Origin of the sequence: Lactobacillus sp. ESL0225 (assembly GCF_003692905.1) — a bacterium.
Lineage (GTDB): Bacteria > Bacillota > Bacilli > Lactobacillales > Lactobacillaceae > Lactobacillus > Lactobacillus bombicola.
On sequence record NZ_REHK01000010.1, the window covers coordinates 348,866 to 361,616 of the forward strand.

13 protein-coding genes are annotated in these 12,751 nt (G+C 34.6%); 1 reads left to right on the forward strand and 12 read right to left on the reverse strand.

Annotation, left to right across the window (positions count from 1 at the left end; genetic code table 11):
- The first annotated feature begins 119 nt into the window (after positions 1-119).
- Complete coding sequence (locus F5ESL0225_RS07665) at positions 120-353, forward strand: hypothetical protein (protein WP_122025049.1); 234 nt, start codon at positions 120-122, stop codon at positions 351-353.
- Positions 354-502: 149 nt separating this feature from the next.
- On the opposite strand, the gene F5ESL0225_RS07670 is transcribed toward F5ESL0225_RS07665, so the two are convergent.
- From F5ESL0225_RS07670 to F5ESL0225_RS07725, 12 genes are all read right to left on the reverse strand, one after another.
- Complete coding sequence (locus F5ESL0225_RS07670) at positions 503-1,222, reverse strand: helix-turn-helix domain-containing protein (protein WP_122022352.1); 720 nt, start codon at positions 1,220-1,222, stop codon at positions 503-505.
- A 114-nt stretch (positions 1,223-1,336) separates the two neighbouring features.
- Positions 1,337-2,278, reverse strand: coding sequence for a carbamate kinase (gene arcC, locus F5ESL0225_RS07675; protein WP_122048203.1), 942 nt, complete (start codon positions 2,276-2,278; stop codon positions 1,337-1,339).
- Positions 2,279-2,288: 10 nt separating this feature from the next.
- Positions 2,289-3,722 carry an arginine-ornithine antiporter gene (gene arcD, locus F5ESL0225_RS07680; protein WP_122048204.1) on the reverse strand — a complete coding sequence of 478 codons (1,434 nt, stop codon included), beginning with the start codon at positions 3,720-3,722 and terminating at the stop codon, positions 2,289-2,291.
- 2 nt (positions 3,723-3,724) lie between these two features.
- Positions 3,725-4,771, reverse strand: a complete 1,047-nt coding sequence (gene argF / locus F5ESL0225_RS07685; RefSeq protein WP_090093366.1) for an ornithine carbamoyltransferase — start codon at positions 4,769-4,771, stop codon at positions 3,725-3,727.
- 37 nt (positions 4,772-4,808) lie between these two features.
- Positions 4,809-6,053, reverse strand: a complete 1,245-nt coding sequence (gene arcA, locus F5ESL0225_RS07690; RefSeq protein WP_118907204.1) for an arginine deiminase — start codon at positions 6,051-6,053, stop codon at positions 4,809-4,811.
- A gap of 301 nt (positions 6,054-6,354) precedes the next feature.
- Positions 6,355-7,032, reverse strand: coding sequence for a DUF975 family protein (locus tag F5ESL0225_RS07695; RefSeq protein ID WP_122025053.1), 678 nt, complete (start codon positions 7,030-7,032; stop codon positions 6,355-6,357).
- Positions 7,033-7,299: 267 nt separating this feature from the next.
- A complete protein-coding gene (locus tag F5ESL0225_RS07700; protein ID WP_122025054.1) occupies positions 7,300-8,238 on the reverse strand; it encodes a serine hydrolase in 939 nt (312 codons plus the stop codon).
- Positions 8,238-9,545, reverse strand: coding sequence for a D-alanyl-lipoteichoic acid biosynthesis protein DltD (gene dltD / locus F5ESL0225_RS07705; protein WP_122022359.1), 1,308 nt, complete (start codon positions 9,543-9,545; stop codon positions 8,238-8,240). The genes F5ESL0225_RS07700 and dltD overlap by 1 nt, the downstream gene beginning before the upstream one ends.
- Entirely contained in the window at positions 9,538-9,777 is a 240-nt protein-coding gene (dltC, locus tag F5ESL0225_RS07710) for a D-alanine--poly(phosphoribitol) ligase subunit DltC (protein ID WP_122022360.1), read from the reverse strand. The genes dltD and dltC overlap by 8 nt, the downstream gene beginning before the upstream one ends.
- A gap of 29 nt (positions 9,778-9,806) precedes the next feature.
- The gene (gene dltB, locus F5ESL0225_RS07715) at positions 9,807-11,045 is read right to left on the reverse strand and encodes a D-alanyl-lipoteichoic acid biosynthesis protein DltB (protein WP_122022361.1); all 1,239 of its coding nucleotides are present in this window, start codon (positions 11,043-11,045) and stop codon (positions 9,807-9,809) included.
- Complete coding sequence (dltA, locus tag F5ESL0225_RS07720; protein WP_122022362.1) at positions 11,045-12,556, reverse strand: D-alanine--poly(phosphoribitol) ligase subunit DltA; 1,512 nt, start codon at positions 12,554-12,556, stop codon at positions 11,045-11,047. Before dltA ends, dltB begins: the two co-directional genes overlap by 1 nt.
- Before the next feature lie 12 nt (positions 12,557-12,568).
- Complete coding sequence (locus tag F5ESL0225_RS07725) at positions 12,569-12,718, reverse strand: teichoic acid D-Ala incorporation-associated protein DltX (protein ID WP_122022363.1); 150 nt, start codon at positions 12,716-12,718, stop codon at positions 12,569-12,571.
- Between the last annotated feature and the right edge of the window lie 33 nt (positions 12,719-12,751).

Consider the following 12,751-nt stretch of genomic DNA (forward strand, 5'->3'; position numbering starts at 1 on the left):
GACAAAATAATACGCCACTTATTCTAAGCCAGCAAATTTTACGTATAGTTCTTATTTATTTTTTAACAGTAATTTTACTCAAAATGTTATAATAGCTGTAACTTCTAGAAGGTGAAAAAATGAGTAAGAAAAAAATTGAATTATCGACCAATGTAGAAATGTTGATTAAAAAATATCTCAATCTTAATGATCTTAGTTTGGATGAATTAACTAATAGAGCTCTTAAAGCATACTTAGTTAATCACCTAAGTTCAACACAGGTCAAGGAAGCTTTGAAGCAAGCCGATGAAAGTGAATCAAGCTATTCAAATAAATTATTTCAAAGCAACATTGATGATTTAAATAAGCTTTAACCAAGCAAGCCAAGCAGGAAATTTCCTGCTTTTTTTGGACAAAATAAAAATATCCTAGTGTTTAACACTAGGATATTTTAATTCTTAAGGAGACTTTTATTATTAAAATTAAATTCGGCTTATGATATTAATAAAAATCGCTTAGACAGTTACTTAATACTTAAAGAGGTTGTTTTATCTCTTGGCAACATATGATTTGAAAAACTCTGCAATTCAGTTTCAAGTATCCGCAATTTATCAGTTCTTTCCTTTAAAAATGCTGCTATTAAGGTTAATAAATCGATACCCTTATGTGGGTCTAGTTCAGTCACTGTTTTAATTTTCTGTAAACGGTATTCTACAGTCTTGGGGTGAACCATTAAAATATTAGCCAGTGACGACATGGATACTTGATCTTTGGCATACAGCCATAGGGTTAGTTGCGTATCTTCATCAATTTGACTTAGCTTTTTTCGGATAGCTGGATAATCTAAGGTTGAATGCATAATATTAGCCATATTTGCCACTTCATCATAATAAACAGTGGCATCAAACTTATTCGTTAATGTTAAAGCAAACAGCGCTTCTTTAATACTGCCCGACAAGTCAAAATGTGGTCTACCAATACCAATAAAAATATTTTTAGGTAAATTAGTTAAAAAATGTTTTTCCTTATTTGGCCGCATAACATATACGCGTTTATTTTTATCTAAATTAAATGCTAATCGCCATTCAGGCAAATTGTTATATTCACTTGAGGCTACTACAGCAATATATTTTATATCTAAGTCAACACCATTGATTTTAGCACGTCCATCAAAGCCATTATCAGCTACTGGCACATCATAATCTGAAACGTATAACCACTCATGCATAAATTTTTCAAGCATATTTATTATTCTCCTATTTCACTAATCAATATATAAATTTTTTCTTATATAAATTTACTATCTGCAAATAGGTAATTAAATAGCTCTATCAAGTAACTGTTCGGCAATTTTTTCTTAATCTGGAACAATTACTGTTCCATCACCATCTTTTAAATAAGAAGAAACATTATCTAATGATGTAATAATAGCTTTATGACCGGTTGACTCTGCGTATGAAATAGCAGCTTCAACTTTTGGTTTCATTGATCCGCTTGCAAATTGATTATCTGCTAAATATTCTTTCATTTGGGATACGCGAACTTCATGCAAGTCTTTTTGGTTTGGCTGTTGATAATTTAAAGTTACATATTTTACAGCAGTTAAAATTATTAATTCATCAGCATCAACTAGTTCAGCTAATTTTGCTGCTGAAAAATCTTTATCAATTACTGCTTCAACACCATGAACTTCAGCTCCCGCTTTAACAACGGGAACACCACCACCACCACCAGCAATTAAAGTCACATCATTATCTACCAAAGTATTAATTGCTTGGGCTTCCATAACACTAATTGGTTTAGGTGAGGGAACCACTCTTCTAAAGCCGCGACCAGCATCTTCAACAATTTGCCAATCAGGGTGTTCTTTTTCAATTTCTGCCACTTCTTCTTCATTATAAAATGGTCCAATTGGTTTTGAAGGATGTGCAAATGCATTATCATGTTCATCAACAACTATTCTAGTTAACATTGTTGCAACATTTAATGATAATTGTCGCCTTTTTGCACATATGTTTAAGGCATTGGCCAGCCATAAGCCAATTTCGCCTTGCGTCATAGCGTCAACTGTATCTAATGGCATAGCTGGATTGCTTTTGGTACTACCTGCAAGTTCTTGTAATAATAGATTACCCACTTGCGGGCCGTTGCCATGAGTGATGACTAATTGTATATCTCCTTTAGCAATAAACTCCGTTAGGTAATCCGCTGTCTTCATTAATGCGGCTTGTTGGGCTTGTGCTGACGGATCATCGGTTAAGATGGCATTGCCTCCCAATGCAACAACAATTCTTTTCATACTTTCCTTTCTACGCTTTTAGCTTACCTAGAATAAGTGCAATAATTGCAGTTAAAGCTAAAAGACCTATAATAATCATAAAAATCCATTCAATCTTACTAATTGGGTGATTATTTTCTTTGCGAGCACGGTAATATAAAACAAAACCAATCACATAGGCAATGGTACATAGCCACAGATATTGCAACCCCGCAAAAATCATCCCCACAACTTCAAAAACTAAAGCAATGAGACCACACCAAATCATGCTCTGATGTCTGTTCTCTAAACCTAATTTCAATTCATATGCGCCAACCAATGCATAACAAACAGCAATTGAAGATGTACATAAGGAGTAAGCAAAGTTGTATGCTTGGTCTGTAAAAAGCAATGTAATTAAAAATAGTTGAATTAAAATTTCAGTTAACCAAAGAGAATTAGCTGGGGCCCTGTGTTTATTCAATTTACCAAACCAATTTGGTAGTAAACCTTGTTCAGCCATTAATGAAGTAGCTTCAACTGGTAACATTGTCCAAGATAACCAGGCACCTAATATGGAAATAATCAAGCCAACTGCAATAAATGCACCGCCAATTGGTCCCGTCATTTCCTTAAATAGATAAAGCAAAACAGGATGCCGCATTGTTTGTAATTTAGCAAGCGGCAAATAGCCATATGGTAAAATAGAAACAACTATATAAATACTTAATAAAGAAAACAAACCAATAATTGTTGCTTTACCTGCATCTGACTTTTTCTTGGCACGAGCAGCCATTGTTGTAGCGCCCTCAATACCAACAAACACCCACATCATAACCATAATGCAGCCTTTAATTTGGCTAAAAATGCCAGCTCTTGTTGGTGCAGTATACGTCACTTTACCCATAAGATTGGTAGACATATTGTCCCAAAAATGACTTGTAAAAATACCTGCCTTAAAAGTAATAAGCGCAATTACAATAAATGCAAAAATTGGAATCATTTTAGTTATAGTAACAATCGCATTAATAACTGCGGCTGATTCAATTCCCTGAGTAACTAAAATTGTTAGTGCCCAGGAAATAATCGAGGCAACAATAATTGCACTAATACTATTACCTGACTTTAATGGTGGGAAGAAATAACCTAATGAAGACATTAGCATCGTTGCAAATGCCACATTACCAAGCCAAGCTGACAACCAATAACCCCAGCCAGAAATAAATCCAGCAAAATCACCAAAACCTGCACGAGCATAGTCTGATACCCCAGTTAAGTCCGGTTTAGTCAAAACTAAATTATTTAAACTTAAAGACAATGTTAAAATACCGATACCAGTAATTACCCAAGCTAAAAGTGCTGCCCCCGGTGTAGCCGCTTGTGCTAAAGTCGATGGTAAATCAAAAATTCCTGAACCAATTGCTGAACTAACAACTAAAGCAACTAGAGCTGGCAGAGCTATCCCTTGCTTTTTGGAATCAGTCATGACTAGTGGCCTGCCTTTTCAAGCTCTGGTACAGCTGGAATAAACATATTGCCTAAAGTTGCTGCCATAATCGCTTTAATTGAATGTTTTCGGTTTTCGGCTTCATCCCATTGGCGAGCGTACTTGCTACGAAAGACTTCATCAGTAACTTCCATTTCGGTAATACCATACTGCTCTTTAACATCTTGACCATATTCTGTGTTAGTGTCATGAAAAGCTGGCAAGCAATGCATAAAAATCAAATTATCATCATCCATGCCTGTTTTGTTCATCATTTCCATATTAACTTGATATGGTTTAAGTAATTTCACCCGATTTTCCCAATCAGACTCACCCATTGAAACCCAAACATCAGTGTAAATAACATTAGCCCCTTTAACACCTTCATCAATATCAGCCGTTACCAATAAGTTAGCACCTGATTCCGCAGCAAATTTATTTGCTAAATCAACAACTTCTTGAGTTGGGTGTAATTCTTCTGGTGCCACAATATGAATATTGACACCGAGCATTGCACCAGTTACTAATAAAGAATTAGCCATATTATTGCGACCATCACCAACAAAGGCCAGTGTCAAGCCTCGCAAATGACCAAAGTTTTCTTTAATTGTCATAAAATCGGCAATCATTTGGGTTGGATGCCATTGATCAGTCAAACCATTCCAAACTGGAACACCGGAATATTTTGCTAATTCTTCGACGTCTGTTTGTTTGAAACCTCTAAATTCAATACCATCAAACATTTTGCCTAAAACAATTGCAGTATCCTCAACGGATTCCTTTTTTCCTAATTGAATATCATTAGCTCCTAAATACTCAGGATGTGCACCTAATTCAATTGCTGCAGTAGTAAACGCTGAACGCGTTCTAGTTGATGTTTTTTCAAATAATAAAGCAATATTTTTTCCTTCTAAATAATGATGCGGAATATTTTTTTGCTGTAAGGTCTTTAAGTGTAGCCCTAAGTCAATTAAATATTGAATTTCTGCTGGAGTGAAATCCTTTTCTGCTAATAGTGAACGTCCTTGAAATACTGAATTAATAGCCATTTTATTTCTTCCTTTTATTTATTTGATTTTTTATTTTTTATAAATCTTCACGCCACAGAGGCTGAGACATACAACGCGGACCACCACGACCTCTTGAAAGTTCACTTGAAATAACTTCATGCACCAGAATATCGTGTTCACGTAACATTTCATTACTTACATAATTACGGTTATAAGTAACTACTTCACCTGGGGCGATAGTTAAAGTATTGGATCCATCATTCCATTGTTCACGTGGGGCAACAATATCATCAGCATTACCAGTCATAATCAAATCTAGTTCTGATAGATGAAGGACTTGTTTTAATGTTTCCCCTAAATCAGTGTGATGTTCCATCTTGATTTTGCCGTTTTCATCTGGGGTCATAACAAAAATATTCATTTTCCCGGCTTCATCCATAATTCCTGGAAAAACAGTAAACTGGTCTTTATTGACCATCGTAAATACCGTATCAAGGTGCATCATAGCGTGATTATGTGGGATTTCAATCGCTACTACTGTATCAAAGTGACTATCATTATTAGTAAATAATTCTTGTGCCAAACCTTCAATTGATTTAGATGATGTTCTTTGCGAAACACCAATTGCTAAAACATGATCGTTTAATACCAATTCATCCCCACCCTCAATTCGGGTACTATGGTTACGATCGCGCCAAACATTAACATGACCTGCAAAACGGGGATGGTATTTCATCACAAATTCAGTAAATAATGATTCAGGCTGACGAGCTTTAAAAGTCATATGATTAATAGTAATTCCTGAACCTATAGAGGCTTGTGGATCCCTTGTAAAATATGCATTAGGTAGGGGATCGAGTAGAAATGGGTCATTAGCATCACTACCTGCCAAATCGTGTAGGGTTTCATTTTTTAAATCCAAATCAATTTCATTACGACGAATACCGCTATAAAGCTTAGTTACCATATCATGCAAGTCAAAACTATTAAGATATTCTTGCAAGACATCATGTGTTACGCCCGCTTCATAACCATGTTCACTAAGGTATTGCTTAATAAACTCTTGACGAATTTCTGAACTTTGGCCTAATGCTTCAACCGCTAAGTCATCAATATATAGGGTCTCAACCCCATTCTTTCTTAAGGTTTCAGCAAAATAATCATGTTCTTCTTGGGCAATTTTCAAGTATGGGATGTCATCAAACAACAGATTCTCCATTGTGTCAGGAGTAATATTTTCAACTTCGGCACCTGGACGTTTCAACAATACTGTTTTTAATTTGCCAATTTCTGAATTAACATTTATTGCTGGATTTTCCATCTTTATTTCTCCTTTATGCAACAATTGTAAAATTATCAAAAAGCGCTTTCATTAATTTACGTGATAATTATTGCAAAAACACATATGTGATAAAACGGTATTTTTGATAGTCTTTTTTATCCATTTAGATAAATAAAAAGCACTTACTAACAGGTTACGTAAGCAAGTGCTAATAATGATTGAATAACTATAAAGACATAATATCTTCTTACCCAATCTCTTTTTAGTTTTTTAGTAATTTTCCAACTATAAATAAAAAGCATATAAAAGTAGTTATCCTTTTATATGCTTTAATGAAATATTAATTAAATTGGTCGCCGGCCAATTGACGATAAAAATTAGCCTTGGTTGTTTGAACATATGGAACTATCCAAATAAATCCTATGCCCAAAGTAAGTAGACCTATTAAATACCAGCCCAAAAAGCTTAAGTCTAAAACAAACAATTGCCATTTGTGTCCCACCATCAACCGGCGACTTTCAGTAATTCCCGTCGTAGCATGAACTTCTTTGCCACTTTCAACCAGGTCGCTCACAATATACGGAGTTAAGGCATAAGAATAACTTTTAATAATACCTGGAACAACAAGTAAAAGTGTCCACAAATTTTGAAAAATATAACTGCATAAATAATTTAAAAATTCTGGAATAAAACGATTGTCAGTAAAGACCGAAAAAACAGCCTTAAATAGATTGTGCTTATGCCCTCTAGATAAATGTAAGAAGGTAATAACCATACTTAACATAAAAAAGCCACTGAGAAAGCCCAACCCTGTACCTAAAAAAAAGGTGCCATTCGTAACATACGGCTTTACTACTTCAACAACATTATTTCCTTGAAAATTACCAATATCATCTTTTATATTATAGCCAAAAATCAAGCCGTTTAAGATTACTATAATTAGGCCCATGCAGGCAGCCCAGCCCCAATTGCCGCGAAGCTCTTTTTTAGCCTCTGCCTTTAATTCTGCTCTATTCATATTTTCCTCCACACAACTCTTCTAATAAGTTAATTTTAACTTAAACAGATGATTATTAGCAAAGAATATACAAAAAGCTTAGTTCCACCAACATCGGAACTAAGCTCACACAGTGTTTATACCGTCAGCACTGACCACATAAAAAGAAGTACCATTTTCGCTACCGTAGAAAATGATTAAATTATTCTTTTCGCTAACGGCACAACAAAATTCTAGCATGCAATTACCTAAAAAACAAGATATGCAATATTCATGACCAAATAACCATTAATCAATTAAAGACTTCATAATTTTATCAACCTGCGGCTTTAAAGATGCAAATTGCCCCATTCGCGTTCTATCTGACTGGATAATTAGCATTGTTTTAGCATCCTTAGTACTACGTAAAAAGGTATAATAGCCTTCTCCGGCTCCATTAGCTATTTTAAATTTACTATTATTATAGAAACCACCATTGTAAAAACTCGGTGGGCTGGCTTGATAAAGTAACTTGCGACTTTTACTCAACAAAAATTTACCCGCAAGCAGATAATGAATTACTTTAGCTAAATCATGATTAGACATTACTATCGAGCCAGCTCCCAGCTCATTGTGTGCATCACTTAAGGCAACTTTAGCTTTGACTAAAATATATCTACCTTTTTTATAAACTTTACCAGGAATAAATCCGGTATTTAACAGCTGAGCCGACTTAGCCCATAAAAATTCAGTATGCTTCAACTTCAATGGTTTAATATAAGTATCACGAAATAACTTTTCATAACTTTTTCCCGTTACTTGGGATAAAATACCGCACAAATATATATAATTAAGTGAACTGTAATACCATTTCCCTAACATTTTCGGTACAAAAATTGTCTTAGCAATATTATGTTCAAGATTTGCTTGATCAGATTTAAAAGCTTTACTTCCTAATTTACTACCAGGCCGTAAACTCAAGCCTGCGGTCATTGAAATTAGATTTGCTAATTTAATTTTCTTTGAGCCAGGGATTGCTGGATAAAACTTACTAAGTGGATCTTGCAAACTTAATTTACCAGTTTGAACAAGCCGCATTACTAATGCTGCAGTCATCGACTTTTGAACAGAATTAATTAAATAACTAGTGTCAGTTGCATTATTTGTAGCATAATCAAGTAGAATCTTATTGTCTTTAATGACAAGAACTGATCCCTTAATTTTTAAGGCATCAATTTGCTGGCGCACTATTTTTCTTTTAAAGCTGCTTTTCGACTTTCAACTGCAGAATATTTGTCCGTTGTCTTAATCATTCCTGGCTTGTTTTGCCATTTTTTAGTATAGAAATAATTACGCATATTATAATTATACGGTTCATTTTTCTGATTCATAAATGGCTTAACCGCTTGATCGACAGCAACCCATCCACGCCAACCAATATGAATGGTATCTTCCATAAAATATTTTTCCGAACCACGTTTGGATAAATCTTCTATCTTATCGAAGCCTTGGCTGTTTAATTGGTACTTAATTTTATTGACTGATTTTTGATACATTGACTCAGATAGTCCAGTATAATCAGCCCACTTTTGATTTATCGGTGGAATAATGAACAAAACATTTGTATGTTGTTTAGCAAATTGGTGCAACATCAATTCAAAGTCACTATACTCAACTGATTTTGTATAATTAAAATCATGCTGACTATCCTTTAATTTAGCTAAGGCTCGTTTATTTAAACGCATTTTGTAAAATTTGTTATTAATGCCAAAGCTATTAGAATTAGTATTAATGGCAGCCTGTTGCTTAGCTATTTGGTCAAGCGCCTTAACTGAGTATGTATTAGGCAATAGTTTGGCATGACCATTAATCTTTTGGATACGATCTCGTAGCTGAAATGTACTGAAAAACTTGTCCTCATTGTTCAGCATACGCCGCTGATTTTCAAGGAGAAAACGTTGCGTACTCGTTAAACTCTGACCATTTGCAATTGTTTTCATACCAGATTTAATAACACCCTTTGTTTCTGGCATTTGCAAGAAGCGTTTGGCTGCATAACGATTAGAAACGTTACTTTTCTTAATTCCTAATAAAAAATTACAAGCTTGTAATGGTGAATAATACAACGAAAAAGCATCTGGATCTTGACCAATCTTGGTGAACCATTGGGGTGAAATAATCACTACAGCCTTTTTATTCTTTAACTGTTTAGCAGTACCTTGCATCCCTAAAAATTGAGCTAATGATTGGCTTCCAGGTCCCCCCAATAAAAATGGACGATAATTGCGGTGATATTTTTCAGCCAAAACGCTCGGATGAAGTGGATCAAGCCGTGATAATTCACTAGAACCATAAAAAGGTACATAGCCATCATCAAAGGCATTCTGCTTCATTCGTGATCCTTTAAAAATAGTAGTTGTCTGCGAATTAGCTGCTTGATAGATAGCATCCTTAGAAAATGTTCGCTCCCAAGGTATTAAAAAAATAACTAGCAGCAGGATAAAAGCGCAAAGAACCGGGCCAAAAATTTGCCACAGTCGGCGTTTATTACTCATCTTTTGAATTTTCCACCTTTGAAACAATCTTACTTGGCGTGTTCCATTCATCCCTGTCAAATTCAGAAACTGGTACATCAATTGCAAACTTCTCTTGCAAATTCAAGAGCATTTGAACACTAGCCATTGAATCCATTAAACCATTTGCAAAAATATCTTCATCCATTCTTTCTGATAAATCTTCACCAGTTAAATCTTGCAAAATGTCTAAAACTTCTTTTTCAATATTCATAATAAAACCTCTTAAATTAGATTACTTTCTTACTTCCAACCAAACCATAATTCACTAAGGAAGCCTGAAAAAATCAAAAAACTAAAACAAACAATATTAAACGTTATAAAAATTGCCAACCATTTCGTAAACTTATTAGACGGAATTTGCTCCTTGTGTTTCTTTTTATATCTAAGCCAGCAATCATTAATAATAATAGCCATTGCATGGAATAAACCATAAACAATATAATACCAGGTTAAGCCATGCCAAAAGCCCATTGTCAAGAATAATAACAAGTATGCAGCTTGTGACAATCTAATCGGATTCTTAAACAGCTTTTTCTTCATGGCAAAAAACGTAAAACGCATGTAAATGTAGTCACGGAACCAAAATGACAGCGTCATATGCCACCGATTCCAGAATTCTTTAATATTTTGCGAAATAAAAGGCTTATTAAAGTTTACTGGTGTATGAATTCCCATGAAATTAGAAATGGAAACTGCAAACAGGGAGTACCCTGCAAAATCAAAAAATAGATACATACTATAGCAGTACATATAGGCTACTAGCCACCAAGAAAGTTTCAGACCACCATTAGCTGCACCTGCAATTAAAGCAGCTTTAGAAATCTTAGGCAACCAATAGGTTCCAAAAAACCAGCCTAAAACAAATTTATAAAGGAAGCCTTGAAAAAGATTTCTTGTTGCTATCTCTAAATCAGCCAGATATTGGTCACGTTTAGGAGCAACATTGCATTCCTTAGCAAATCTGCGGTAACGATCAATTGGGCCAGATGAAAAAGTGGGAAAGAAAAGCAAAAATCGTAGATAGGTGCTCAAATCAAGTTCTTTAATCGCACCATCACGCACTTCCATAATAACCTGTACCGTCTTAAAGGTAATATATGAAATACCTAAGAAAGCTAAGACACCAGGAATTGGTGCTTTAGGAAAAGCAATCTGAAATTTAACTAAAACTAGCGGTAAAATAGCTAAAACAACCGCTAAGTAGAAAACCCATGTCTTATTCTTACCATTTTGGCGATAATGCAGGTACCAATAGCTCACTAATAATTGAAACAATAGGTAAATAATTAAATTAACCCCTTGCTGCCACTTATCTCCATCAAAAATAAGAAATAAAAAAACTAATGAAAATGCCACTTCATAGATTTTTAAGCGATGACCATGATATAAGCCAATAATGATTGGTACTAGGCCAATCAATAAATACACAAAGTATTGCGGATTAGTGTAGGGCTGTAAGTTTATGAAGTTAAAATTCACTACTCATTAACCTCCTTAATTACAGCTTTAATATCAACTTTTCCATTCTGGGAAATTGGCAAAGTTTCACGGTAAACAAATCGTTGTGGAATCATGTATGGCATCAAATTTTTAGCTAAATCAGCACGTATTGCTTTAGTAATTTCAGCCTCTGAATAACGGTCTTTAATACCATCTTTTAGTTTGATTTCAGCTACAAGTTGCTTAACCGTGTGGTCCTTACCATACTTAGGAGCTGCTACTCCATGATCAACAAACTCATTCTTACCTATATAATGATTGATTTCTTCTAATTCAATCCGATAGCCATTAAATTTAATTTGAAAGTCAATTCGCCCACGATAAAATAGCATTCCATTATCTAGGAAACCCTCATCACCAGATCTATGACTCATGTACTTTGCACCTGGCTTTTTGAAAAATGCCTTAGCAGTCTTTTCCGGGTTATTCATATATCCCTTAGAAGTACTTGGTCCTTCAATGATAATTTCACCTTGATTGTGGTCACCCTTTGTTTCATCAATGGTAATTTTGGTATCAGCTTTAGCACGTCCGATTGGTAAACGGTCATACTTATTCAATATTTCGTCAGTAATCTCTACTTGTGTTACTGCAACAGTAGTCTCAGTTGGACCATAAGTATTAAAAATTTTAGCATGGGGGAACTTTTGCTTAAGCATCAAAGCTTCACCATGAGGTAATTCTTCGCCACAAAATAGAAAATGCGTCATTTCAGGATGATGTTCCTCATCAAATGTTTTATCAAGAAAACACATTTGCGCAAATGATGGAGTTGACACCCAAACATTAAATTGCAATTTAGGTAAGGTTAAAAATAACTGGGCAAAATTCTCTGTTACATCATGTGGCAAGACCACCAATTTACCACCGCTAACTAAGGCTGGATAAAGACTCATCACCGAGAGATCAAATGAATAAGGCGCTTGCGATAAGAAACTGGGATAATCAGGTAGAGCAAAATCGGTCATTTCCCAATTGATAAAACTTAGTAGATTGTTATGACTAATCTGAACCCCCTTAGGTAAGCCACTGGTTCCAGAAGTAAAGATAATGTAGAAATTGGCATCACCTGCCACAAAATTTTGCGAATCAATCTCAAAGGTACCGTTTATTACTTCACTAGGTTTAATAACTTGCAAAGTTGTTAAATCAATTTCCGGAAGTGCATCAATCGCCAAAATAACTTTTGCTTTAGCAACTTCTTGAATCATCGCTATTCGTTCCGCATTAGAATAACTAGCAATTGGAATATACGCATGCCCAGCTTTGACACAGCCCAAAAAACTAGCAATCATTTCAAAATCTTGTCCGCCCCATACCATAATTGGACTATCAGCCGGAAGATTTAATGAAATTATTTTATGTGCCCACGCATCTGAACGCTCTTTTAAATCACCATAAGTATTAGTTTTACTTAAATAATCATAAGCAATTCGGTTGGGTTCAATTGTAGCAATTTCATCAATTTTTTTAATTACATCATTAATCATAATGATACCACCTTAAAATTCGTTATAAATAAAGTGAACCGACGTCAGACCACTATATTGATATAGATAAATTAGTGTCATTAAAATAACACAATAAATAAGTGTCGTGAGAACAAACTTACCTATTTGTTTACTACGTGAAACATTTCCTTTTTTTAGCATAAATCTTTATCTCTCTAAATCTTAATAAATCCC